The following is a 23,345-nucleotide window of genomic DNA, read 5'->3' on the forward strand; positions in this document are numbered from 1 at the left end:
ATCCATAAATAGCCCTTTCGATTCCAATGAGCCCACTGGATGTAGGTGACGAGTACGAAGAACAGTCGCCCGCCTATGAGGAAGGCTGGGCCGCGTATCACAACGAGCTCGATCGCTCCGAAAATCCGCATGATGCAGAATCGGATCCCGCTGAATTCGAGGAGTGGGATCAGGGCTGGTTCGATGCGCTCAATGAGGCAGAAGAAATCGAGCAGTAGCAGAGATGATTTCGCAGCTGCTTGTGCGTCTGTAGCGTGATTTCGCGCGGAACGGACGGTCCGGCCAGGAGAGAGGCGGTTTTGAATCACACATTACCTGCTACGTATCGATCATGCACATCGCCCAGGTATCTCCTCTGTACGAGAGCGTTCCTCCAAAGCAATACGGTGGAACAGAGAGAGTCATCGCTTACCTTACCGAAGAACTGATCCGACAGGGACACAGGGTCACTCTCTTTGCGAGCGGAGATTCCGAGACGGAGGCGGACCTCGTGTCGATGTGCCCGCACTCGCTTCGGCTTGACGATAAGGCCGTGGATCACCTGGCTCCCCATGTGCTCATGCTGGAGGAGGTTTACCGTCGCGCTGACGCGTTCGATATCATTCATTTCCATGTCGATTACCTGCATTACCCCGTCTCACGGCGCGAGACGACACCGCACCTGACCACGCTGCACGGCCGGTTGGATTTGCCCGAACTAGGGCCACTTTACCGGGAGTTCTCCGACATGCCTGTGGTATCGATCTCCGACGCGCAGAGAAGCCCGATTTCGACCGCAAACTGGCAGGCGACGGTGTATCATGGTCTCCCGCCAGACCTTTTCACGTACCGAGAGCAGTCGGAAGGCTACCTTGCATTCCTCGGTCGGATCTCACCGGAGAAGCGAGTCGATACGGCGATAGAGATTGCGTCACGCGCACATGCGCCGCTGAAAATCGCCGCGAAGGTAGATCCAGCCGACGAAGCTTATTTCGCGAACGAGATCGAGCCTCTACTGGACAATGCGAATGTCGACTTCGTCGGCGAGATCGATGACATCGAGAAAGGCGATTTGCTCGGACATGCAGCGGCCCTTCTCTTCCCGATCGATTGGCCGGAGCCCTTCGGACTGGTCATGATTGAGGCGCTCGCCTGTGGCACGCCCGTGATTGCGTATCGACGGGGCTCCGTGCCCGAGGTGCTAGCCGATGAACGGGTTGGCTTCGTCGTGTCCGACCTGGACGAGGCGGTCGAAGCCGTGCAGCGCATCGACGAGATTGATCGCCATGTATGTCGGCAGTACTTCGAAGAGCGATTCCAGGTCGATCGCATGGCTCGCGATTATCTGCGTGTTTACGAGCAACTGATCCCGTCACCGGCACAGACTCTTTCCTGATGTCCTCCCATGGTCGACGTACCGCCCACCGTCCCAGGACAGCATTACATTCGAACAACCGAAGCGCGATCGGACGAACGGACGCGTGTGCTCAAGCATGGCGATACGTTCGCCGTGTTCAACCACCTCGGCGATATCGAGGGGCATGATCGTAGTGAATTCGGCCTTTTTCACCGGGACACGCGCTTCCTCTCGTGGATGACGATGCGATTGGTTGACGATGAGTCGCTGCTCTTGCTGAAGTCCGCGATTCGAAAGGATAATGCGCTGTTGACCGTCGACCTGATGAATCCCGACATCATTCGTGGAGGCGATGTCATCATTCCCCATGGAACGATACATGTCTATCGTTCGCAGGTGCTGTGGGGGACAACCTGCTACAGCCGGGTTCGGATCCACAATTACGGGGATTCGACCGTCCACATTCCGATACAGTTGGCGTTTAGCGCAGACTTTGCCGACATTTTTGAGGTTCGAGGTCTCGCTCGAAAACAACGCGGACGGCTCCTAGAACCGTCGGTTAAACAGAGCGCGATTGGCTTTGCATACGAGGGGATGGACAACCGGCGCCGATTTACGTATGTCCACTTTTCGCCAACACCTACCTCGTTGACGGATACAGTGGCGCTTTACGAATCCGATCTCGACCCGCAGTCGGCGATCGAGTTCGGGTGGACGGTCACGTGCGAAGTGAAAGATCCCGACACATCATCGGGCAACGGCGGACCGGTAGCAGTTCTAGGGTATGACACGGCTGCAACCCGGGCGACATCAGCCCTTCGAGCGACGCGTCAGGCCGAGCCGAAGGTCGTTACGTCAAATGAGCAGTTCGACGTGTGGGTGAATCGGTCGCTCGCGGATCTGCACATGCTCCAGACAGAGACGCCTCACGGGACATATCCCTATGCCGGCGTCCCGTGGTTCAGTACGCCCTTCGGTCGAGATGGTATCCTGACGGCGTATCAGTGCCTGTGGTTTAGTCCAGACGTGGCGCGTGGCGTGTTGAGCTACCTTGCGGCGATGCAGGCGAAGGAATTGGATGACGCGCGAGACGCGGAGCCCGGAAAAATACTGCACGAGACCCGTGCCGGGGAGATGGCTTCACTCGGTGAGGTTCCGTTTGAACGGTATTATGGCTCCGTGGACGTGACGCCGTTATTTGTTATGCTTGCTGGGGCATACTATCAGCGCACGGGCGATCGCTCCTTCGTAAAGCGACTCTGGCCGCACATCGAGCTTGCACTGCACTGGATCGACGAATACGGGGATATCGACGGCGACGGGTTTGTCGAATATGAACGCCGCTCCGAGGAGGGGTTGGTTCAGCAAGGATGGAAGGATTCGAATGACTCCGTCTTTCACGAGGATGGTCGTGCGGCGGTCGGACCGATTGCACTCTGCGAGGTTCAGGGATACGTGTATGCAGCAAAAATGGCGGCCTCACGGCTCGCATCTGCGCTGGGGCACACCGATCAGGTTCGGATTCTGAAGGACGAAGCGGCGCGCCTTGCCGATGCGTTTGAGGATGCATTCTGGTGCGAAGACCTGTCGACCTATGCCTTGGCGCTCGATGGCGACAACCGTCCATGCAAAGTACGCACGTCGAACGCCGCCCATTGCCTGTTTTCGGGAATATCAGAGAAGCGCCATGCCCATCGGGTCGCAGAGACGCTGTTGAGCGAGCCGGGCTACACAGGGTGGGGGCTCCGCACCGTCGCCTCCACGGAGGCACGCTACAACCCGATGTCGTATCACAATGGATCCATATGGCCGCACGACAACGCCATCGCGGCGGCCGGACTTGGTCGGTACGGGCATCGCAAAGGCGCGGCACAAATAATGACGGGCCTGTTCGATGCATCTCAGTATTTCGACCTGCACCGGCTGCCAGAGCTCTTCTGTGGGTTCACGCGCCGTCCGGACGAGGGGCCGACGCTATACCCGCAAGCGTGTTTACCGCAGGCGTGGGCAGCCGCGACACCGTTGCTATGTCTGCAGGCCTGCCTGGGGTTGGAAGTAAACGGAGTCAGGGATGAGGTTCGGTTTCACGATCCCTACCTACCTGCGTATATCGACCAGATTCAGATCAACGATCTGAACGTCCGAAATGGACAACTGGATTTGCTCGTCACACGGTACGAGCGCGATGTGGGTGTCCGCATTACGCGGCGAGAGGGGACCACGAAGGTCGTCGTTCTGAAGTGAGGACATGTTCAGACGACGTCGGCTCGTCGACGCAGATCGTCTCGGCGGGATACGCGGCATTGTGTGGCGACTGTGTGGATGATGATAACCATGTTGTTCTTGGGCCGGAGAGTGGTTGGGCGTGGCAGAATGGTGAAGACAGCTCGAACGAGGAACCGGAGTTCTGCAGCACGTCATCAGAGACGGTTGACGTGCCCACCGGATAGGCGCCGCTGGTGACGCGGGCTGCGTGCCGGATGCCCCCGATGATGGTTCGGGTTTGAGCGACCGATCGCGTTGAAAACCGGATATGACTCGTTGACATGGATGCCTGGTTCGCGTTTCCGTACGGGCCTTTTTTGATCTTCATGATGCGGGTTGTTGATGTCTCGATGGGTACGCTCCGCCTGATGCTGACCGTCCGTGGTTGGCGGACGATCGCAGCTGGCATCGGCTTCGTGGAAGTGACGATCTGGATTCTGGCGGTCGGTAACGCCATGCAACACCTTACCTCTCCGTATCACCTGGTCGGGTATGCCGGCGGGTTCGCGGTGGGCACGTTCCTGGGCGTGTCCCTCGAGCGAGCTCTCGCGCTAGGACAGGTGATGGTTCGCTCGATTCTGCCAGACGGGGATGGTACACAAGTGGCCGATGACCTTCGCACGGCCGGCTATGCGGTGACCGAGATCGATGGTCGAGGTCGAGATGGTCCGGTTGACATCATCAATGTCGTGGTAGCGCGACGCAATGCCCGTCACGTGGCCGAAAAAATTGAACGCACCGCACCTCGGTCGTTTATGACGATTGAGGAGGTGCGCACGGCACGGTACATGTTGCTACATCACCGATCGGAGGTCGACCGTCTGCATATGAGAAAGTGATTCAAAGGTCAGAAGGACCAGGATGAAGGCGCTGCTCGACGCTGCTAACGATGCGGATCGAGCACCATTGCTTCTGTTGAACCCATTCGACCCAATCCAATGCCTGCACCGTTCAAGTTTACGACGACACCATTCGCGGATGGTGACTCTATGCATCGCGACTTTACGTGCGAAGGGAGCAACGTGTCACCTGCGCTGGAATGGAACGGCGTGCCAGATGGCACGAAGAGCCAGACGTTGATTCTGGAAGACCCGGACGCTCCTCGGCGAACGTTCACGCACTGGGTCCTCTTCAATGTGCCTGGGGACACGACTCGTTTGCCACGAGGACTTGACGTCAAAACCGCCTTCCCGAAAAGCGACCCGGCGCCCCGAGAGGGACGAAATGACTTCGGAAATGTTGGGTATGGTGGACCGTGTCCTCCGCCCGGTGACGGGCCGCATCGCTATATTTTCCGGCTCTTCGCGGTTGATACGACGCTCGAACTCGACGAAGGGGTATCGAATGATGCTGTCATGCAGGCGATGGATGGTCACATCCTCGCGGAAGCAGAGCGCACGGGCACGTACGAGCGCTGAGGGGCATTCGTCGGCATTCTCGTATCTCTTTTCATGCATCGACGTCGCTCTTCATGCCAATCCACAACGCAGACGTCGCAACGGTTTTCGAAGAAGTCGCCGACCTGCTCGATCTACAAGGCGCCAATCCCTTTCGCATCCGCGCCTACCGGAACGCTGCACGAACTCTTTCCCAGCTTTCTGAGCCGGTCGCAGAGATGATCCGTGACGGACGAGACCTGAGCGAACTCCCGGATATTGGCGATGACCTGGCGGAAAAAATCGAAGTGATCGTCCAAACCGGTACCCTGCCGCTTTTAGAGGAGCTCGAGAAGGAGGTTGATCCTGCTATGACCGAGCTGATGGACGTTCCCGGACTCGGCCCTTCGCGGGTGCGAACGCTTCACGATGAGCTCGGAATTTCGAGTCGTGCCGAATTGACGAAGGCGGCCGAGGAGGGGAAGGTTCGGACCATTAAAGGGTTCGGGGAAAAGTCCGAACAGAACATCCTGAAAGGGCTGAAGGATATCGGAGAGGAGAAGCGCTGGCTTCTCTCGAGGGCCGACCCGGTTGTGCACTCGCTAAAGGCGTATCTCGAAGATCATGAGGCCGTCGAGAAGGTCGACGTGGCTGGAAGCTACCGGCGCCGAAAGGAAACGGTTGGCGACCTCGACCTTCTCGTGCTGAGCGATGATGGGGTAGCCGTCTCGAATCACTTTGTCGAGTACGAAGACGTCGTAGATGTGGCCTCGAAAGGGGATACACGATCGACGGTTCGGCTTCGATCGGACATACAGGTAGATCTACGTGTGGTGCCACCGGACAGCTACGGCGCTGCGCTCCTCTACTTCACCGGCTCGAAAGCACATAACGTTGCGCTTCGTAATCGTGCCGTCAACAAAGGCATGAAAATCAATGAGTACGGCGTATTTCGGGTCAATGGGGAAGAGGAGCGGATTGGTGGCGAGACGGAGGAGGGTATCTACGGGTTGTTCGATCTGCCGTACATCGTACCGGAGCTACGAGAGAACCGCGGTGAACTGGAAGCGGCTCAAGGCGGCCACCTACCTAATCTCATCACGTTGGATGATCTACGGGGAAACCTGCACGCGCACACGACAGACAGCGACGGTCAGGACTCCATACAGGCAATGGCGGAGGCCGCGAAGGAGCGAGGATTGGAGTACCTCGCCATTACCGACCACTCGCCCGCGGTGGCAGTAGCTCAGGGCCTCGACTCAGACGAGCTCCGGCGGCAGATGGACGCCATCGATGAGTTGAACGAAATGATGGTGGGCGTTCGGGTTCTGAAGAGCATCGAGGTCGATATCATGAAAGACGGATCCCTCGATCTTCCGGACGACGTGCTCGATGAGCTGGATTTGTGCGTGTGCTCGGTCCACACGAGTCTCGGTCTTAGCGAAAAGGAACAAACCGAGCGCATCCTACGGGCTATGGACAACCCAAACTTCCATATTCTAGCGCACCCGACGGGGCGCCGGCTCAACCAGCGCGGACCGATCGATGTTGATCTGGATCGCATCATGGAGGCGGCCGTCGAGCGAGGCTGCTTTTTGGAGCTCAACGCTCAGCCACAGCGCCTCGATCTGAACGATGTCTACTGTAAACGCGCGAAAGAACTCGGCCTCAAGATTTCAATTGGCGCTGACGCGCACGCTCGAGACGAGCTGGATTTTCTGAAATATGGAATCGATCAGGCACGACGGGGCTGGTTGGAGCCGGGCGATGTGCTCAACACGATGTCGTGGAATGAAATTAAACCGTTGATCGACGCCCGGCGCTGATTCGTCGGGTTTGATCGAGCAGACAGACAACTGAATGTACTACGCGTCGCCTCGCTCGCGTCTTCCACTTCGATCCGTTGAAGGTCCAGAGTGGCAGACGCAGGGATGTCATGCGCTGGCGTATCCACACGGTATGCTGTGACGTCCCGAGACGCCTACCTCGAACAACGGGGCTCTTCGAGGCCAAACGTTTCTGCGTACGTTTCGCGCTCAATCGCGTGAATCATGTCCGCGGTTTTGCGGTACGTCCATGCCGGTAGGGGTAACAACGGACCCCGCCTCTGGCCTCACTGAATGTCATCCCTCTGCCCTCCATGGACATCCTCCGTTCGGTCGCCCACATGCAATCCCATGCCGATGCCGTTCACACGGCCGGTGAGACCGTAGCGCTCGTGCCGACGATGGGAGCCCTCCACGGCGGGCACCTATCGCTCGTAGATCGAGCGTTGGAAGAGGCAGACCACGTGGTTACGTCGATCTTCGTGAACCCAACACAATTCGGTCCGGACGAGGACTTTGAAGAGTATCCGCGTGACCTGGACGGTGATGCTAAAAAGCTCAAGGACCGAGGCGTCGACGTTGTGTTCGCGCCGTCCGCCGACGAAATGTATCCGCACCACGACAACTCCGTCCGCACGGCCCCGCTCGCGTGGGTAGATGTCGACGAATACAACGACTCTCTCTGCGGGAAATACAGGGACGGTCATTTTCGCGGTGTGACGACGATCGTGACCAAGCTTTTTCACGCGTGCAAACCGGATGTCGCCGTGTTTGGGCAAAAGGACGCACAGCAACTCGCCATCCTGAGGCGCATGGTCGACGAGTTGCTGTTCGACGTGGAGATCGTTGCCGCACCGATCGTTCGAGAGGCGGATGGGCTTGCGATGAGTTCGCGGAATGCGTACCTAAGCGACGAGCACCGAGAGCAGGCCACGGTCCTGTTCGAAGCGGTACAGCAAGCAGAATCGGCCATTCAGGCCGGGGAACAGGATGCTACCCGCATTGTTCGAGCGATGCAAAACGCTCTGGATAACGCGCCGGATGCGCGTGTTCAGTACGCTGAGGTTGTCGACAGCCGAACACTCGTGTCTATCGATCGCCTTGAACCCGGCCAGGATGTACTCGCCGCCGTAGCTGTCTTCTTTGGCGACACCCGCCTCATTGACAACGCTCTCGTGTGCGCTCCAGATGCGTCGGCTCCCAGATCAACGGAAGCCACTGCCACGTCTGCCTGATGCAGGTCAACCCCCGCACCCCCTAAAGAATCAATTCTCGCCGCCGTCCATGACGATCACCATGTTCAAGGCGAAGCTGCATCGGCTTCGCGTGACCGAAGCAGACCTGTACTACGAAGGCTCCATCACGATCGATGAAGAGCTCCTCGAGGAAGCCGGCATTCTGCCGTACGAGAAAGTACAGGTCGTGAACGTCAATAACGGTGCGCGCCTCGAAACGTACACGATCCCGGGAGAGCCCGGCGAGCGGACCGTTTGCCTCAATGGCCCAGCGGCCCGGCTTGCTGCCAAAGGCGATCAGGTGATTGTCATCTCATACGCGGAGATGACGCCTGAAGAAGCCCAGTCATTCGAGCCGCGCGTGTGCCTCGTTGATGAGAACAATGATGTTAAGGAGTCGATGACGCTGGAGCCGGGGCGGAAGAGCCCCGATCTACCCGACGATGTTTCGGAAGACGTCCTCATCGCGTAAGCTCTGCTGACAGAACCCGTCCGGCTTTCGCACGCAGGGTTTCTGATACATTTAGCCGACCGTTGCCCCGCTGGAATCCATCCGGCGGGGCTTTTTTGTACGTGGACACTTCAATGAATCCACAATCCCGAACCGGGCAATGCACGCATGGATGTCCGCACGTTCGAAACCCACCGTTGGCACCGCCTAATACCAGATGAAGGAGTCGCTCACCTCCATGAGCTTCCGGTCGAGTAAGCGGCGGGCACAGGGGGGATGAAGCACCGCAGCGATGCTGATCAAAATAATCCCGATCGCGATCACGATGAGCGTTTGCAACCACAATGCCTCTGGCAGAAACGGTAGGATAAGATGCGCGTCGATGCCTCGGATGAGCGGGATGCCGGTAACCAGAGATTTGAAGTGATTACCGAGCAAAAAGAGGCCGGCTACGAAGATCGGATATGCCACTCCCCATCCTAAGGCCGCTCCGAAGTCAAGCAGAAAGGCGGAGATGGTCTCCGTTTGCGGTTCATCAGCCATAGTAGAATAAGAGTGGAGTTGAGTCCTGCGAATGCGTGCCAAAACCTACGTATCCTCCTCAACTCGGATATTTGCAGCAAGTTCAGTCCGGATCTGTTCCTGAAGTTCGCCGTGGCGCGCACGTCGACGTTCAATCAGATCAGCCGTGATTCCCGGTGGGAGCTTCGCGATGTGGCAGATCGGCGTGCCCGGATGAGCTGCGGGGAGCGTACTCATGCCGATTACGATGCCATCTGTCGGGGAGAGCACGTCGCCTTCCTCCTCGACCTCATCACCGAGTAGCGTCGTGGATGTCGCGAGAGCCTGGCCTTCCCGTACGACATCTCCCGGTCGAATGTGGAAAGAGAGAAAGCCGCCCGCATCCGCCCGTACCCACGTGGTGTCATCACTCGTCACCGGGATCGGGGGACGCCGTGGAGCTGATGGCCGCTTTGCTGGCGTGTCGAGCATGTCGAAATGTTCAAGTACGCGCAGCACCCCACGACTGGCAAGCGTCGTAATGGCTGGCTCGACCTTCCATACTTCTCCGGCCTCGAGGGAAATGGTGGGGCATCCCACATTGCAGGCCTCACGACGAAAGGACCCATCCGGTCCCTGCTTGTCAAGAATGACCTCGGTGCCGAACGCTTCGGCGAGCTCGCGAACGCCGTCGACGGACAGATCGCCGCGTACGGTCGGATAGTTGGTGCGGCGCACCGCGGCCGTGTGCAGGTCAATGCCTGCGTCGCTACGGTGGACAATCTCGCTGAAAATCGTGTGCGCGAGACGACTAGCGAGGCTACCCGATCGGCGTCCGGGGAAGCAGCGATTCAGGTCACGGCGGTCCGGCATGTACCGGGAATGCCGGTCGAATGCCAGCGGGTTGACGACTGGGACGAAAATAACGGCGCCGCGCGAGAGGTCGAGATCGGGATCTCGAATCAACTGTCGAATGGCGCCGGTCCCGTTGACCTCATCGCCGTGAACGGCTGCTGTGACGAAGATGACGGGGCCGTCTTCGTCGCCACGCCGAACATGAACGGGAATGCGAACCGTGATGCCGCTGTAGGTCTCACCGACGTCCAGAAACACGTTCCGGCTCGTTCCGGCCTCTACGTGAACGTCGCCCCATTTCTCGATTGAAGTTGTCACGGTACGCTCCGCAGGTGAAGGGTAGGTGCGTAAAACAAACGTGGATCAAGCATGCCGCTACGGGTTGTGCGTCATTCCTCTTCTTTGGGGCGCCACGTGGCCTGTGGGTCCATGTCGTCAGCAACACCCGAGTCCGTCCCGAGGTGTGAAATGTCGGGGATGCGACCACGGCGGGTCTTCGGAGGAACCATCGTTCGCATGGATTCAAGCTTTCCGTAGCAGAGCAGGCGATCGTGCGGCTGCAGGACGCGGCTCGCCCTCGGGTTCGGGACGCCCTTTGCTCCACGATACAACATGAGAACGTTGATGTCCCGCTCGCGGAGCCCTGAGTTGGCGATCGTCCGACCGACATATTCCGATCCCGGTGGCACATGAATCTCGGTTACGCCGTACCCTGTGCTGACGGTCAGACGCTGGCGTAAATCGATTTCGGGAAAGTCGACCTGGGTGCGCATGTAGTCGATGATCGAGCCGGCCACGTCGAGGTTGGTGCATGTCTCGATGCCCTCCAGACCGGGGGATGAGTTGACCTCCATGATCTGCGGGCCGTCGTTTGCTTCTAACATGTCAACGCCTGCAACCCGCAGACCCATGATCTGGGCAGCACGAACAGCTGTTTCGCGATAATGGTCGTCCAGCTCGACCGCCTCCGTCTGGCCACCGCGATGGACGTTGCTCCGGTACTCGTCGCCCTGAGCCACCCGGCGCATGGCCGCCACGACGGTATCGCCCACGACCAGGGCGCGAATGTCACGACCCTTGCTCTCCGACACGAACTTCTGAACGAGGACATTCTGTTTCGCGCTCTGCAGCGTCTCGATAATAGCCTGCGCGACCTTGACGGAGTCGGCCAGGATGACGCCGATGCCCTGCGTACCCTCGATAAGCTTAATGATGACCGGCGCACCGCCCACGCGCTCGATTGCAGGAATAACATCATTTCGATCTCGCACGAACGCGGTTTCCGGAATGCCAATCTGATGTCGGCTCAGGATCTGGAGGGAGCGGAGCTTGTCGCGCGAGTTGGAGATGCCGGCCGCCGTATTAGCGCAGTATACGCCCATCTGCTCGAATTGCCGAACCACTGCTGTCCCAAAGTAAGAGATCGATGCACCGATACGAGGAAGGACCGCGTCGTACTCGCTGAGCTTCTTCGATCGGAAAAACAGTTCAGGCGTGCCCTTCTCCAGGTCGATTGAAAATTTGAGTGTGTCCAGCACCTTGACTTCGCAGCTACGTTGCTCGGCGGCTTCTCTCAGGCGACGGGTGCTGTAACACTTGGGACTGCGCGACAGGATCGCAAGCTTCATGCAGGATTGGGGGGTACGGATTGTCGATTGCGGATTGTAAATCTTTCCTTCGCCCGTGTCATGATTTTAGACGTCAACCGTACGCTGCGCACGTTCGTGCGTTGGTATGAAAGTACATATAAACGGTAGCACGTCAACACGTCAACACATTGACACCTTCACACGTCGACACTTCGACACCTTCATACCTCGACACCTTCACACCTTTACACTTTCGGTTTGCCGCCTGCGTACGAGGCGCCTGGATCGACGAGCATGCGGCGGCGGATGGCCTGCCGGCCGAGGAGCATGCGAAAGCCCATTTTATCGCGCCGGGCGAGGGTTAGTTCAATATCCCAGGTGTGCCCGAGCACGCGGACAGGAGTGAGAATGACGACGCGTTCTTGCTTCTGACCGCTGGAGCTGCGCACGCTACGGACGTCGTGCACGCTCGCTTCTGCAATGACCGAGCGCTCCTTGCTCCGTTGCACGGGGTGAATTTCGAAGCGAACACGTTCGATCCCATTTTCCTGAAAGCGCTCAATGTTGAACGCATGGAGCGCGGACGATCGCGCACCTGTATCCACTTTTGCCTTGATCCAGGAGATATTTAGATCTGGAAGTGCCAGCCACTCGCGCCAGCCGATGATTGGCAGATTCGGGTTGGGCTTCTTCGGCATGTAATCGAGCTTCGAGCGGGGGGCGGTAGACTCAATAACGTAATGGACGCCAGCGGGACGAATCAAGAAAAACGGATAGGTTGTCTACGTTTTCCGATTTTCCGCAGGTGAACGCTGAATCGATTCTTGATATAGCGTGTGTTGCGTTCTTCAAACACGAAATTCGTCTTTGTGGATGGCCTTCGGAACCGCTTTCATCTAGGTTATCGTCCCAACCCGCACTTCGTCCTTTCACCATACCCAGTTTCTTATGTCGATTGATCGAATCGCCGTCGTTGGTGGCGGCACGATGGGAAATGGCATTGCCCATGTCTTCGCTCTCAGCGGCCGTCACGTCACCATCGTGGACCTCAACGAGGACGTTCTCGACGATAGCGTCTCGACCATCGAGTCCAACCTGAATCGCCAGCTCAAGAAGGAGCGGATCACGGAGGACGAAAAGCAGGCGACGCTGGACCGAATCGACACGTCGACGGCGATTGCAGAGGGCGTGAGCGATGTCGACCTCGTCGTAGAGGCAGTGAGCGAGACGATGGAGGTGAAAGCGTCGGTCTTTCAGCAACTAGACGAGCACGCGCCAGATCACGCCATTCTCGCGTCGAACACGTCGTCGATCTCCATCACGGCCCTCGCGGCGGAGACGGACCGCCCGGAGCAGGTCATCGGGATGCACTTCTTCAACCCGGTGCCGGTAATGAAACTCGTCGAGATCGTGCGCGGGCTCGTAACGAGCGATGAGATCTACGACACGATCGAGGCGCTGGCCGAAGATCTTGGCAAGACGCCGGTAGAGGTCGAGGACTTCCCGGGCTTCGTCTCGAATCGGATCCTGATGCCGATGATCAACGAGGCGGTCTTCTGCGTGATGGAGGGGGTCGCTTCGGTCGAAGACATCGACACGGTGATGAAGCTGGGAATGAACCACCCGATGGGCCCGCTGACGCTGGCCGACTTTATCGGCCTGGACGTCTGCCTCAACATCATGGAGGTGCTGCACGGCGAGCTTGGCGACGACAAATACCGCCCGTGCCCGCTGTTGCGCCGCATGGTGACGGCTGGTAAGCTTGGCCGGAAGACCGGCGCCGGCTTTTACGACTACGAATAATGACACATCGAAATGCTGAGTGCGAAGGGCGAAGTGGATCTCGTCTCTCCGGCTGCAGAACGCGAAACGCCCCGGCCATGGTGGTCCGGGGCGTTTGCTTTGGTACATGCGGCGACGGTTTAGCGACCCAGGTGACCCGCGGCTGCCTATGCATCGTGTTGTTCGTAGGCGGCGATGATCTCGCGGACGAGTCGGTGGCGCACAACGTCCTCACGCTCCAGGTAGATGAAGTCAATGCCGCGGATGCCCTTCAGGATGTTCTGCACCTGAATGAGGCCGCTGCTCGATCGACTACGAAGGTCCGTCTGCGTAATGTCTCCGGTGATGATCGCTCGGGAGTTGGGACCAAGACGCGTCAGAAACATCTTCATCTGACTCGTCGTGGCGTTCTGCGCCTCATCGAGGATCACAAAGGCCGATTTCAGCGTGCGTCCACGCATGTACGCTAGCGGGACGATCTCGACACGCTGATGCTCGATGAACTCTGCCAGCTTATCGCGAGGCATCATATCACCGAGTGCGTCGTAGAGAGGGCGGAGATATGGATCCACCTTCTCGTGGAAGTCGCCCGGCAGGAAGCCAAGTTGTTCACCGGCTTCGACCGCGGGTCGGGAGAGCACGATGCGCTTCACCTCGTGCTCGCGCATGGCGGCGACGGCGAGAGCGACGGCAACGTACGTTTTGCCCGTCCCGGCCGGGCCGATGGCAAAGACGACATCGTTCTTCCGCGATGACTTCACAAGCCGTGACTGGTTCGGCGTGCGGGGCTTAACGGGATCACCATCGGGCGTGTAGAGGATGACGTCGTCCGTGGCGATGTCCGCCCGCGAACCGTCGTCCGTCGCGTAGAGGGTGAGAACGGTGGAGACATCGTCTTCGGTGAGGTCTCCGTTTCGGTCGATCAGGACGACCAGTTCGTCGAAGATCTGCTCCACTTCCTCAACGGCGTCTTCTTCGCCACGCACGAGAATATCCGTGCCGCGCGCCGTGATCTGCGTGTCGGGGTATGCACTTTCGACCTTCCGCAGGTACACGTCGTTAAATCCGAACAGGAGGAGCGGGTCGATGCCTTCGATACTCAGGCGTTTTTCGGGCAACGCGATGTGGGGTGTTTGAAAAAGAAATGCGACCGGGACTGTGTCCGTCTGCAGGTGTAAAGGTGACGTCTCCGCACCACTGTTTTCGTCGGTGCACGGACGCGAACCGGCGTCTCATGGCCGGTAGGCTAATCAACATTGTCTGTACGGAAAACTTGGCGTTGCGTTCGATTGCTCGATGAACGTTTCGGCTCCGGCTTTCCGCGCTCAAAGTAAACAAACTGTCGTGGTATGTCGCGAAAACTAGTCGTTGAATTTACGAAAATGGAAGGCGCAGGGAACGACTTTATCGTTCTTGATAATCGTTTCCTGCATTTTACTGCGGACGAGCTCTCCGACATCGCGGACCGTTTTTGCCCTCGACGCTTCGGGATTGGTGCCGACGGGCTCCTCGCGTTCGAGGACGACGATGACGCTGACTTTCGGATGCGGTACATAAATGCGGATGGATCTCCGGCGACGATGTGCGGCAACGGCGCACGCTGCATCGCCCGTCTCGCGGTCGCCGCTGGCATCGATGGTCCGGACGTGACGTTTGCGACCGATGCAGGCATGTACCGTGCCCACGTTCCGGTGGACGCGACGAAACCGGTGCGATTGTTTGTGCCCGAGCCGCGGGAGTGGCAGGAACACGTTTCGCTCGATCAGTCGCTACCGGACGGAATCGACACTGTTCACTATATCTGGACCGGGACGGAGCATCTCGTCGTACCGGTGCGTGATGCTGGAGCCGCTCCGCTCGCAGTCTGGGGACCACGATTGCGGAAGGACCCGGCACTGCAGCCGGAAGGCGCGAATGTCAATGTCGTCGCGGAAGGAAAGGACGTACACTCGATTACGGTGCGCACCTTCGAGAAAGGTGTCGAGGCGGAGACGCTCGCCTGCGGCACCGGTGTGATCGCGTCAGCGATTGCCACATCGCGGCTTCGGGGCGAGGACGACCTCGCGACGCACCCGGTGACGGTTCACGCAGAGGGAGGAACGTTGCGGGTCGGACGCGCCGATACGTTTGATCGGGCTGGCCACCTATATCTGGAGGGTCCGGCGCGGTCCGTTTTCCGTGGCACGTTCGAGTGGGGAGGGGAGGAGCGGTAGAGCCAGAACACCTCCTTCACTCGCTCCGCGGTGGATCTACGTGATCTCCTGAATTCATAAAGAGCGGGCTGCCTTCTCGTGATAGAAGGCAGCCCGCTTTCGCTTTTCTAACAACCGAGACGACGCTGTGAAGCGTCGCACTCATCGCTTAATTGAGAAGCTTGGATCGGTTGTCGGTGATCTCTGCATTCTCACGCAGGCCCGAGATGTACTGCTGGGCAATCTGGCGCTGCTCCTGGGCGAGAAGCTGTTGGCGGATCTGCTCCCGCTTCTCTTCCGTGAGTTCGGCTGGTTCCGTTCGATTCGTCACGTTGACCACGTACGCGGCGTTTTCTCCTTCCATGACGCCCGACGTGGCGCCGACATCGAGGCCGAAGGCCACACCGATGATCGAACGATCGTTGCCGAGACCGGCGACGCGCCGTGTGCCGAAGTTCAGTCCCGTCTTCGTCCGTACTCGCGTGCCGAGAGCACTGGCGAGTGCGTCGAGGTTCGCCCCGTTCATAGCGCTGCGCATCTGGCCGAGAACGATGTCCTTCTTCTTCTGCGTCAGAACGCGCGGGCGGATTTCATTCTTAACGTCCTCGAACGGGCGGTACCCTTCCTCAGTGATACCGGTCACCTTCGCGAGGATGAACTTGTCGTCCAGCTCGTACACGTTGCTGATCTGGCCTTCATCCGCTTCGGAGAGGAACCGCATGAGCGAAGCGCTTCTGCCGACACCCGGGATATTGCGGGCGTCCTCTTCGACCTGAACCGTCCGGACGTCGTATCCGGCATTCTGGGCTTCTTCTTCGAAGTCACCGCCGTCTTCAGAGAAGTACGCGATGTCCTCAAGCTTCGCCTGAAAGTCGTTGAGCGTCGCGGGGCTCGGGTCGAGGCTGTAGGCCATGTCGGCGTACTGAACGGCCTCCGACGTCTTCTGCTGGACCTTGATCAGGTGGAAACCGAACCGGGTGCGGACCGGGCCGACAACCTCGCCGGCCTCAGCACCAAAGGCCGCGTTAGCGAACGGCTCGACCATGCGATCCCGCGTGAACCATCCGAGATCACCCCCTCGGGAGGCAGATCCATCGGCCGAGTGGCGTTTGGCGAGGTCGGCGAACGAGGCGCCCTGATTTAGGCTATCCTGAAGCGCTTCGATACGCGAGCGAATTTCCGCAACGGTTTCGTCGCCGGCGGATTCACCAACGCGTAGAAGAATGTGACTGGCGTGGACGTACGTCTGGTCCGCTGGGCGCGTGTCCTTAATCTTGAGAAGGTGACCCGCGTTGTTGGCGAAGATCGGCCCTACGACCGTTCCGGGCTCCAGATTTTCGTAAATGGCAGATGCAACACCGCTCGGCATTTGATCCGGCGTACGGTACTCTTTCGAGTAGTCCTGTGCCGAGGCGTTGATCTGCAGGAACGTCGAGTCGTCATCCGCAGCAGCGAACTCCTCCTTCAGGCGACGAAGGTCGTCACGGACGAGCTGGGTGTCCTGCTCCGTCGCGAGCTTCTCCTGCTGCACGTATTGAATCGTATAGGTGCGCTCGCGCGAGAAGTCCTCCTTATTCTCGTCGTAATAGGCCTCAAGATCAGCGTCGCTCACGTTCACGCTGTCGTTTGGCACCGAAGCGTACCGCTGTAGCACGTAGCGGATGTCTGCGTTCGTGTTCTGACGCTCATAGTAGTTCTTGACATCGGCGTCGGACACGTGAACCGTCGCCTGCACGATGTTGCTCATCTTCTGCTGACGACGCTGCTCGCGCATGTAGTTCTCAATCTGAGCCCATGTGGCTTTCGCCTCCGGATTCTGCGCGAAGTTGTTCAGCAACTGGTAATTGATTTCGCCCGTGGAGTCCGCGAACTGCTGGCGGATGATCGGATGTGGGTTTTCCCCATAGACCATGTCCAACAGCTCCGCGTTCGTCACCGTGATGCCGAGGCGCTCCATTTCCTGTTCGAGGAGCCTGCTCGTCACCAACTGGTCGTACGCCTGTTCTTCGAGCTGGTCGCGCTGAGCCTGTGTCAGCTCACCGTCCGACTGCTCCCGGGCGCGTTCACGCAGCTGTTCGAGTGTTTGCTGATACTCCTGATAGGGAATAGCTTCACCGTTGACGACAGCAATGTCGCGCGGCTGTGCCCCGATCGCATCGAAGGCCTGCGAGTCCTGCAGAACCCAGATGACGCCGAAAGAGAATACGAGAATCCACAATACGACTCCGGTGTTTTGCCGGAGATTATTCATCACACCCATGATAAGGCAGAAATGGTCTTCTTGGGGGACGGGCCGAGTGCGGCTGGAGGGGACGAAACCGTAAAATTTCACGCCGCATCGAACCCGTACCATGCTCTCAACGAATTGTTCTTCCTGATCGGCCGCCTAGCAGGTATTCGCGGTCAATCCATCGAAGAAGGGTTTAGCTGATGCACCGGATGACGACGTCTACGGATTTGCTGGCAAGAATCCGGAGCAACCCGGCCAGACCGATGGCGGTTGTTCTGTATTCGACTTGATACCTCTTGGCCTTTTAGACGCTGAAAACATTCAGCTTCGATACCTCAACATGCGAGGAGGGGACCGAGCGTGTTGTTCGGGCGTAACGCGTATTGCTTTCATAGCCGCGTACACTCAAGTATTTTCTCCCCGGCAAACCGCGATGCAAATCTTAGGTCCGAGCACATTGATCTGGGGAGTTCTGATGGCCGGTGTGGCCGGAGGGACGCTGGCGGTCATAGGTGCCCAGGCGACGCCGTACGGACCGTGGCCCGGTATCGTAATTGGAGGTCTGGTGCTTCTTCTGGCATTACGGCGACCGATTCGGCGATGGCGGGTCAGTAAGAAATCGGTGCCGCACGACACGCAGCAGTGGTTGGCTACACACATCCCGCTCTACCAAAAGCTCGATGCGGAAGGTCGAGCGCGATTCGAGCGTGACGTTCAGTTCGTCCTCGACGAATACTCGTTCGAAGGCGTACAGTCTGTCGATGTGTCGACCGAACTTCGCCTCGGTGTTGCGGCCGGGGTCGCCTGCCTGCTCCACGGTCGGCCCGAGTGGGAGTTGCCGGGCACGACGAGCTTCCTGTTCTACCCCGACCGATTTGACGACGACTACTACGGCGGCGACTACGCCAGCTACGACGGCATGGCGCACGAGCAGGGCCCTACGATTCTGACAGCGTCATCTGTCGAACTAAGCTGGGACTCGCCCGATGACGGCGACAATGTGGTACTTCACGAGCTCGCCCATCATTTTGATTTCGACAACATCAACGCGGACGGCGTGCCGTCGCTCGTTGCTCCGGAGTCGGCGGAGGCGTGGCAGTCGCTGGTCAAACAGGAGATGCGGAAGGTTCGGCACGGTACGTCGATCTTACGACCGTACGCAGCGGAGGCGCCGTCCGAGTTCTTCGCTGTCGCGACGGAGGTCTTTTTCGAGCAGCCGCACCGCATGCACGACCATCACACCGATCTTTTCGAGGCACTCTGCGCATTTTATCAAATCGATCCGCGAACGGGCCGTGCGCCGACCTCGAGCAACGAGGATGTCGTCGTTTCGGGATAAGAAATGCAGGCGTGTCAGGTGACCGGACCGCCCGTGGATAAAATCGGTGCGTCGAGGTGTTCGCCATTGGAGATCGCGTCGCCGATGATATCGAACGCACGGTCAACCTCGGCTTTCGTATTCCAGACAAACGGCGCCATCCGCAGGTACGCATCTTTTCGGCTGTCTGTGTAGACGCCCTTCGTCTTGAGGTATTCGCATAATGCATGTGCGTTCTCAACCTCGATCAAGATCATGGCGCTTCGTTGCTGCTCAGCGCGTGGAGAGCGGAGGGAAAGGCCGAGTCGTTCGGCATGCTCAATTGCGCGACTCGACAGCGCGAGCGAATGCTCCCGTACGTTTTCCAGGCCCGCGTCGAGCAGGATGTCGACACCTTCGACCGCGTGGTACATGGAGGCGACGGAAGTCGTGCCACCGAGGAAGCGGCGGCGCACGTCGTCGTTTGGTCGCGGCTGTGTGTTGAATCCGAACGGATCCGCATCGCCAAACCAGCCCGTAAGACGCGGTGTGATGTCGAGGCCGTCTCGGAGATAGACAAAAGCGTTCCCTGCCGAACCGCTCGCTTCCTTGAGCAACCCGCCCGTGAAGACGTCCATATCGAGGTCAGTGAGGCTCAGCGGCATGGTCGACGCACTGTGGTAGCCGTCGAGCAGAAAGAGTCCCTCGTGTCGATGGGTCGCACGGACGAGTGCACGGACATCGTCGTCCGGAAGAAGGGCACCTGTCGTGAACCCGACGTGGCTGATGGCCGTCATGGCCGTATCGGGTCCGATCGCATCAAGTATAGCATCTACATCGGGGCGGCCGTCCGGTTGACTCGGGACGATCCGGGGTTGTACATCGATGAGGTCCGACCACTGCTGCACGCTGTGGAGCACAGAAGGGAATTCGCCATCCGTGACGACAATCTCGGTGCCGCGGGCAGCCACCTCCGGTGCACTGAGGAGACACTGCACTGTCCAGTGAACATGTGGTTGGAGAATACAGGTGCCGGGATCGACGCCGAGGAGGGGAGCGACGAACTCATCCGCCAGATAGGTTGGGAGGCTCCACCATCCGACGCGGTCGTCGGAGTCAGGGCGCCAGTGATTGGGGACCTCGTTCCAGGCGTCCACCCCGAAGCGGCGCCAGTCTTCTGTAAAGGCCTCCATCATCGCCGGTACGGTTTCCGGTTGCAGGCCGTGGGTGAACGCGCGAAACTCAACGACCTCATCGACGCCATTGGCCGGATCCGGGTGGCGGTACTTCGATCGGAACGACGGGGGAAGGAGGCTCATGCTGATCAATCGAAAGGAGCGAAAGAGGTGGCCTTTGGGCCGGCCGGGGTTGTGCGAGACTCACGCGCGGTGCAAACAAAAAACGTCCCTGCCGCGAGAGCGACAAGGACGTTCTGTATCCTGGAAGGACGCGCAGTTTACGCTTCTTCCGGCAGGATGTGCACGTAGCGACGGTTGCCACGGCTGCGGGAGAACTTCACCGTGCCCGTCTGCTTGGCGAACAGCGTGTCGTCGCCGCCTTTGCCAACGTTCTGGCCTGGGTGGAATTTCGTGCCGCGCTGACGGACGATGATGCTGCCCGCGGTGACGAATTCGCCGCCGTACGCTTTCACGCCGAGATATTTCGGATTGGAGTCGCGACCGTTTTTGGTCGACCCCATACCTTTCTTGTGTGCCATAACGAACCTGCAGTCTCAGTTGGTGATGTTACGAGGGGGATGTGCCGATGCCACGCGTCGCGGCGAACAGCACAAAATCAATTCAGCCGGGAGGGGCCGTGTGCTTCAGCGGGATCTGCTCCGTCGGAGATCGAAGCAGACACGGTGCTTAGTTGGTCAGCGCGTCAATGCGGATCTGCGTGTACTGCTGACGGTGCCCGCGTTTTACACGATAGCGCTTGCGGCGTTTCTTTTTAAAGACGATGACCTTATCGCCTTTGACCTGGTCAACGACTGTGGCGTGCACGGCCGCACCGTCGATCGTCGGCGTACCGAGCGTCACGTCGCCGGCGCCGTCGGATACGAGAAGCACGCGATCGAAAACGACCTCGTCTCCTTTGTTCAGTTCGCTATGAAACGGGACGTAAGCCGTCTCGTTTTCACGAACCTTGAATTGCTTATCTTTGATGTCAACAATAGCGTACATGGGCGGCTCTGCTTTGGAGCGCCGGGCTGGATACCGACGCGAGAGTGAGGAAAAGTGTCCGTTCGAGTCCTAGAACACGCAGGTACGCGCCGCAGGTTTCTGCTACCGTTTTTCTACCACATCCGTTTCCTATGAAGATCACTCTACCCGGTTCGAAAGAGACGCTGAACGTCGGAAAGATTCTCTGTATCGGCCGCAATTATGCGAAACATGCGGCTGAGATGAAGAGCGATGTGCCGGATCAGCCAATGGTGTTTTTGAAGCCGTCCACAGCGATTATCCGTTCCGGAGGCGTTGTTGTTCTACCACAGCAGTCGCAGGACGTTCACCATGAGGTCGAGCTGGTGGCCGTGATCGGGGAGGGCGGGCGTAATATCCCGAGGGACGAGGCCCTCCACCACGTGGCCGCGTACGCCGTTGGACTCGACATGACTGCGCGCGACATTCAGAGCGTGGCAAAGGCTAACCGGCATCCGTGGTCTGTCGCCAAGGGCTTCGACACATTCGCGCCGCTCGGACCGCTGACGCCGGCGGATCAGATTGGAGACCCGCAGGATCTATCGATTTCGGTAGAGGTAAGCGGCGAGACGAGACAGTCCGGCGAAACCAAGGACATGATCTTTCCCGTTGCTGAGTTGATCCATTACACATCGACCATCTTCACTCTGGAGCCGGGGGACTTGATTTACACCGGGACACCGGATGGCGTCGGTCCTGTGGAGGACGGAGACGTCATCGAGGCTCGGCTCACCGGTTGTTCTCCGCTTCTCGTTCGCGTGGCACGCCAGGCCGACTAATCCGGGTCAACACGGCCGCAGTCTGATGCATCCATACCGTCCCTTCCCGACCGTTGGCGTTCACCCACTCAACGGCAGGGGAGGGATTTTTTATATCCGACTCAGCCGTGCAAAGAGCGCAGCGGTCGGAAAATCGGCTCCGTTTCAATCTGTGGTCGAGTGTAAGACCGTCGTAATCCTACCGTCTTGGTTAGAAACGTCTGAGGTCGGAAGAGGTCACTGTGTTGCATCCGTTGGAGAATGATGGGGGCACGACGACGATCTACGAATATAAAAAGTCGCATGCGCCGCTTAATGACACATCCGGTTCGCCCGATGGAGGCGCGGACGCCTCTGCGGCGGTGCTGCGTGATCGCGGGGATGGGGAATACCACATTGTTTCTGTATATGACGGTCGCACCACCTACGATCTTAAGATTCGTCATGGACGGACGCTCCGGGCGGTCTTGCAGGAGCACAATCTGTCACCGCACGGGGGCCGACAAAACACGTTAACTGGAAGGGGAGCGGTCCAATATTCTGCCTGTGCCGTGGATATCGACCGTGGCGAACAAAACCCGGATCAGTGGCTCGATGCGTTTCTCGCCTCCCGTAACGTGGGCCGTCTCTCGTGCGAGATCGAGGTGAAGGACGACATGTCGCCCGCGTCCAAAGCATTCTCTCTGTGATATCACGTCATTTGATTACGTTCTCACAACCTGAAGATATGAATCCGTGGACCGATCTTGACGAGGTCTGTGATCTCGTCTGGAGCGAGATCGAAGCAGGAGCATCCGATCCATCTCACATTTTTCGGACACCGACATTCGCTACGACCGGAGGCAAACAGCCGCAGGTTCGGACCGTCGTGTTGCGGGCGGCCGATCGCCAGGAGCGCCACTTGATCTTTCACACGGATCGTCGAACGGGGAAAACCGACGACATCCGGAGCGGCGGTCGGATCGCCTGGCATGTTTGGGATCCTGAGCGCTCGATTCAAATCCGCCTCCAAGGGGACGCGTCGATCCATACGTCCGACGACGTAGCTGACGGTATGTGGGCGAGTGAGCCTGCCGCCAATCTAGCTCATTATTTGAAGTCGGAGGCACCGGGGACGGGCGTTTCTGCACCGAACGATGGATTACCAGGTCATCTATCCTCGCACGAATGGTCTGAAGATGACGTCGCCGCCGGACGGTCAAACTTCGCTGTGGTGCGCACCGTAATCGACCAGATCGATGCACTTCACCTTCTACGGGGAAACCACCAGCGAGCCGTCTTTGCGTGGAACGCCGGTGAGAAGAGATTTGATGGAACGTGGATCATCCCGTGAGTGAGCTCTTCACGCACGTCTCGACGCGCACGCGTGTCTGGTGCCTGGAGGTCCGTCCTACGAGGCAACCGACGATGGGAAAGAAAGAATAGACGCTCGCTCGTCGTGTCTGCGACTG

General features: G+C 58.7%; 23 protein-coding genes. 14 read left to right on the plus strand and 9 right to left on the minus strand.

The features are described from left to right. Positions 1 to 26: 26 nt before the first annotated feature. The 8 genes from CRI94_RS01310 to panD all read left to right on the plus strand — a co-directional run bounded on the left by CRI94_RS01310 (position 27) and on the right by panD (position 8,510). Entirely contained in the window at positions 27 to 218 is a 192-nt protein-coding gene (locus tag CRI94_RS01310; RefSeq protein WP_098073855.1) for a hypothetical protein, read from the plus strand. A 113-nt stretch (positions 219 to 331) separates the two neighbouring features. Then, positions 332 to 1,375 carry a glycosyltransferase family 4 protein gene (locus CRI94_RS01315; RefSeq protein WP_098073856.1) on the plus strand — a complete coding sequence of 348 codons (1,044 nt, stop codon included), beginning with the start codon at positions 332 to 334 and terminating at the stop codon, positions 1,373 to 1,375. 9 nt (positions 1,376 to 1,384) lie between these two features. Next, positions 1,385 to 3,580, plus strand: coding sequence for an amylo-alpha-1,6-glucosidase (locus tag CRI94_RS01320; protein ID WP_098073857.1), 2,196 nt, complete (start codon positions 1,385 to 1,387; stop codon positions 3,578 to 3,580). A gap of 302 nt (positions 3,581 to 3,882) precedes the next feature. Next, positions 3,883 to 4,440, plus strand: a complete 558-nt coding sequence (locus tag CRI94_RS01330; RefSeq protein WP_098073859.1) for a DUF2179 domain-containing protein — start codon at positions 3,883 to 3,885, stop codon at positions 4,438 to 4,440. A gap of 99 nt (positions 4,441 to 4,539) precedes the next feature. Then, positions 4,540 to 5,019, plus strand: a complete 480-nt coding sequence (locus CRI94_RS01335; RefSeq protein WP_098073860.1) for a YbhB/YbcL family Raf kinase inhibitor-like protein — start codon at positions 4,540 to 4,542, stop codon at positions 5,017 to 5,019. 53 nt (positions 5,020 to 5,072) lie between these two features. Next, positions 5,073 to 6,803 (plus strand): DNA polymerase/3'-5' exonuclease PolX, encoded by a 1,731-nt coding sequence (gene polX, locus CRI94_RS01340; protein WP_098073861.1) that lies wholly within the window; start codon positions 5,073 to 5,075, stop codon positions 6,801 to 6,803. A 314-nt stretch (positions 6,804 to 7,117) separates the two neighbouring features. Further along, a complete protein-coding gene (panC, locus tag CRI94_RS01345; protein WP_098073862.1) occupies positions 7,118 to 8,038 on the plus strand; it encodes a pantoate--beta-alanine ligase in 921 nt (306 codons plus the stop codon). Positions 8,039 to 8,087: 49 nt separating this feature from the next. Beyond that, a complete protein-coding gene (panD, locus tag CRI94_RS01350) occupies positions 8,088 to 8,510 on the plus strand; it encodes an aspartate 1-decarboxylase (RefSeq protein ID WP_098073863.1) in 423 nt (140 codons plus the stop codon). Between the two features lie 186 nt (positions 8,511 to 8,696). Here panD and CRI94_RS01355 read toward each other — a convergent pair whose 3' ends face one another. The 4 genes from CRI94_RS01355 to CRI94_RS01370 all read right to left on the minus strand — a co-directional run bounded on the left by CRI94_RS01355 (position 8,697) and on the right by CRI94_RS01370 (position 12,132). Beyond that, positions 8,697 to 9,032: a hypothetical protein gene (locus tag CRI94_RS01355; RefSeq protein ID WP_098073864.1), complete on the minus strand. Its 336-nt coding sequence runs from the start codon at positions 9,030 to 9,032 to the stop codon at positions 8,697 to 8,699. A gap of 45 nt (positions 9,033 to 9,077) precedes the next feature. Continuing rightward, positions 9,078 to 10,163 carry a succinylglutamate desuccinylase/aspartoacylase family protein gene (locus CRI94_RS01360; protein ID WP_098073865.1) on the minus strand — a complete coding sequence of 362 codons (1,086 nt, stop codon included), beginning with the start codon at positions 10,161 to 10,163 and terminating at the stop codon, positions 9,078 to 9,080. A gap of 71 nt (positions 10,164 to 10,234) precedes the next feature. Beyond that, the gene (locus CRI94_RS01365; RefSeq protein WP_098073866.1) at positions 10,235 to 11,473 is read right to left on the minus strand and encodes a RimK family alpha-L-glutamate ligase; all 1,239 of its coding nucleotides are present in this window, start codon (positions 11,471 to 11,473) and stop codon (positions 10,235 to 10,237) included. A 206-nt stretch (positions 11,474 to 11,679) separates the two neighbouring features. Next, on the minus strand, positions 11,680 to 12,132 hold the full coding sequence (locus CRI94_RS01370; protein WP_098073867.1) for an ATP-dependent zinc protease family protein: 453 nt from the start codon (positions 12,130 to 12,132) through the stop codon (positions 11,680 to 11,682). A gap of 250 nt (positions 12,133 to 12,382) precedes the next feature. Here CRI94_RS01370 and CRI94_RS01375 point away from each other — a divergent pair, with 250 nt between their 5' ends. Next, positions 12,383 to 13,237 (plus strand): 3-hydroxybutyryl-CoA dehydrogenase, encoded by an 855-nt coding sequence (locus CRI94_RS01375; protein ID WP_098073868.1) that lies wholly within the window; start codon positions 12,383 to 12,385, stop codon positions 13,235 to 13,237. Positions 13,238 to 13,383: 146 nt separating this feature from the next. Here the strand turns inward: CRI94_RS01375 and CRI94_RS01380 are convergent, their stop codons facing one another. Continuing rightward, a complete protein-coding gene (locus CRI94_RS01380; protein ID WP_098073869.1) occupies positions 13,384 to 14,334 on the minus strand; it encodes a PhoH family protein in 951 nt (316 codons plus the stop codon). Positions 14,335 to 14,565: 231 nt separating this feature from the next. Between CRI94_RS01380 and dapF the strand changes: the two genes are divergently transcribed. After that, entirely contained in the window at positions 14,566 to 15,429 is an 864-nt protein-coding gene (gene dapF / locus CRI94_RS01385) for a diaminopimelate epimerase (RefSeq protein ID WP_098073870.1), read from the plus strand. A 148-nt stretch (positions 15,430 to 15,577) separates the two neighbouring features. Here dapF and CRI94_RS01390 read toward each other — a convergent pair whose 3' ends face one another. Beyond that, positions 15,578 to 17,659 (minus strand): peptidylprolyl isomerase, encoded by a 2,082-nt coding sequence (locus CRI94_RS01390; RefSeq protein ID WP_245846059.1) that lies wholly within the window; start codon positions 17,657 to 17,659, stop codon positions 15,578 to 15,580. 412 nt (positions 17,660 to 18,071) lie between these two features. Here CRI94_RS01390 and CRI94_RS01395 point away from each other — a divergent pair, with 412 nt between their 5' ends. Next, on the plus strand, positions 18,072 to 18,977 hold the full coding sequence (locus CRI94_RS01395) for a M90 family metallopeptidase (protein ID WP_098073872.1): 906 nt from the start codon (positions 18,072 to 18,074) through the stop codon (positions 18,975 to 18,977). 14 nt (positions 18,978 to 18,991) lie between these two features. Here the strand turns inward: CRI94_RS01395 and CRI94_RS01400 are convergent, their stop codons facing one another. The 3 genes from CRI94_RS01400 to rplU all read right to left on the minus strand — a co-directional run bounded on the left by CRI94_RS01400 (position 18,992) and on the right by rplU (position 21,118). Beyond that, a complete protein-coding gene (locus tag CRI94_RS01400) occupies positions 18,992 to 20,254 on the minus strand; it encodes an aminotransferase class V-fold PLP-dependent enzyme (RefSeq protein WP_098073873.1) in 1,263 nt (420 codons plus the stop codon). 137 nt (positions 20,255 to 20,391) lie between these two features. Beyond that, the gene (gene rpmA, locus CRI94_RS01405) at positions 20,392 to 20,652 is read right to left on the minus strand and encodes a 50S ribosomal protein L27 (RefSeq protein WP_098073874.1); all 261 of its coding nucleotides are present in this window, start codon (positions 20,650 to 20,652) and stop codon (positions 20,392 to 20,394) included. Between the two features lie 148 nt (positions 20,653 to 20,800). Next, positions 20,801 to 21,118 carry a 50S ribosomal protein L21 gene (rplU, locus tag CRI94_RS01410; protein WP_098073875.1) on the minus strand — a complete coding sequence of 106 codons (318 nt, stop codon included), beginning with the start codon at positions 21,116 to 21,118 and terminating at the stop codon, positions 20,801 to 20,803. 131 nt (positions 21,119 to 21,249) lie between these two features. On the opposite strand from rplU, the gene CRI94_RS01415 reads away from it, so the two are divergent. The 3 genes from CRI94_RS01415 (at position 21,250) to CRI94_RS01425 (ending at position 23,227) form a co-directional block, all read left to right on the plus strand. After that, positions 21,250 to 21,915, plus strand: a complete 666-nt coding sequence (locus CRI94_RS01415; RefSeq protein ID WP_098073876.1) for a fumarylacetoacetate hydrolase family protein — start codon at positions 21,250 to 21,252, stop codon at positions 21,913 to 21,915. Positions 21,916 to 22,136: 221 nt separating this feature from the next. Next, positions 22,137 to 22,583, plus strand: a complete 447-nt coding sequence (locus CRI94_RS01420; RefSeq protein WP_143815261.1) for a hypothetical protein — start codon at positions 22,137 to 22,139, stop codon at positions 22,581 to 22,583. Between the two features lie 38 nt (positions 22,584 to 22,621). Further along, positions 22,622 to 23,227 carry a pyridoxamine 5'-phosphate oxidase family protein gene (locus tag CRI94_RS01425; protein WP_098073878.1) on the plus strand — a complete coding sequence of 202 codons (606 nt, stop codon included), beginning with the start codon at positions 22,622 to 22,624 and terminating at the stop codon, positions 23,225 to 23,227. Positions 23,228 to 23,345: the final 118 nt, after the last annotated feature.

This window comes from Longibacter salinarum, assembly GCF_002554795.1.
GTDB classification, from domain to species: domain Bacteria; phylum Bacteroidota; class Rhodothermia; order Rhodothermales; family Salinibacteraceae; genus Longibacter; species Longibacter salinarum.

Bases quoted from the DNA above. Each gene is read 5' to 3' on its own strand.
- CRI94_RS01400 (WP_098073873.1), bottom strand. From the start codon at position 20,254: ATGAGCCTCCTTCCCCCGTCGTTCCGATCGAAGTACCGCCACCCGGAT.
- CRI94_RS01425 (WP_098073878.1), top strand. From the start codon at position 22,622: ATGAATCCGTGGACCGATCTTGACGAGGTCTGTGATCTCGTCTGGAGC.
- CRI94_RS01370 (WP_098073867.1), bottom strand. From the start codon at position 12,132: ATGCCGAAGAAGCCCAACCCGAATCTGCCAATCATCGGCTGGCGCGAG.
- CRI94_RS01375 (WP_098073868.1), top strand. From the start codon at position 12,383: ATGTCGATTGATCGAATCGCCGTCGTTGGTGGCGGCACGATGGGAAAT.
- CRI94_RS01415 (WP_098073876.1), top strand. From the start codon at position 21,250: ATGAAGATCACTCTACCCGGTTCGAAAGAGACGCTGAACGTCGGAAAG.
- dapF (WP_098073870.1), top strand. From the start codon at position 14,566: ATGTCGCGAAAACTAGTCGTTGAATTTACGAAAATGGAAGGCGCAGGG.
- rplU (WP_098073875.1), bottom strand. From the start codon at position 21,118: ATGTACGCTATTGTTGACATCAAAGATAAGCAATTCAAGGTTCGTGAA.
- CRI94_RS01330 (WP_098073859.1), top strand. From the start codon at position 3,883: ATGGATGCCTGGTTCGCGTTTCCGTACGGGCCTTTTTTGATCTTCATG.
- CRI94_RS01390 (WP_245846059.1), bottom strand. From the start codon at position 17,659: ATGAATAATCTCCGGCAAAACACCGGAGTCGTATTGTGGATTCTCGTA.
- panC (WP_098073862.1), top strand. From the start codon at position 7,118: ATGGACATCCTCCGTTCGGTCGCCCACATGCAATCCCATGCCGATGCC.
- panD (WP_098073863.1), top strand. From the start codon at position 8,088: ATGACGATCACCATGTTCAAGGCGAAGCTGCATCGGCTTCGCGTGACC.
- CRI94_RS01335 (WP_098073860.1), top strand. From the start codon at position 4,540: ATGCCTGCACCGTTCAAGTTTACGACGACACCATTCGCGGATGGTGAC.
- polX (WP_098073861.1), top strand. From the start codon at position 5,073: ATGCCAATCCACAACGCAGACGTCGCAACGGTTTTCGAAGAAGTCGCC.
- CRI94_RS01365 (WP_098073866.1), bottom strand. From the start codon at position 11,473: ATGAAGCTTGCGATCCTGTCGCGCAGTCCCAAGTGTTACAGCACCCGT.
- CRI94_RS01315 (WP_098073856.1), top strand. From the start codon at position 332: ATGCACATCGCCCAGGTATCTCCTCTGTACGAGAGCGTTCCTCCAAAG.
- CRI94_RS01395 (WP_098073872.1), top strand. From the start codon at position 18,072: ATGCAAATCTTAGGTCCGAGCACATTGATCTGGGGAGTTCTGATGGCC.
- CRI94_RS01320 (WP_098073857.1), top strand. From the start codon at position 1,385: ATGGTCGACGTACCGCCCACCGTCCCAGGACAGCATTACATTCGAACA.
- CRI94_RS01355 (WP_098073864.1), bottom strand. From the start codon at position 9,032: ATGGCTGATGAACCGCAAACGGAGACCATCTCCGCCTTTCTGCTTGAC.
- rpmA (WP_098073874.1), bottom strand. From the start codon at position 20,652: ATGGCACACAAGAAAGGTATGGGGTCGACCAAAAACGGTCGCGACTCC.
- CRI94_RS01310 (WP_098073855.1), top strand. From the start codon at position 27: ATGAGCCCACTGGATGTAGGTGACGAGTACGAAGAACAGTCGCCCGCC.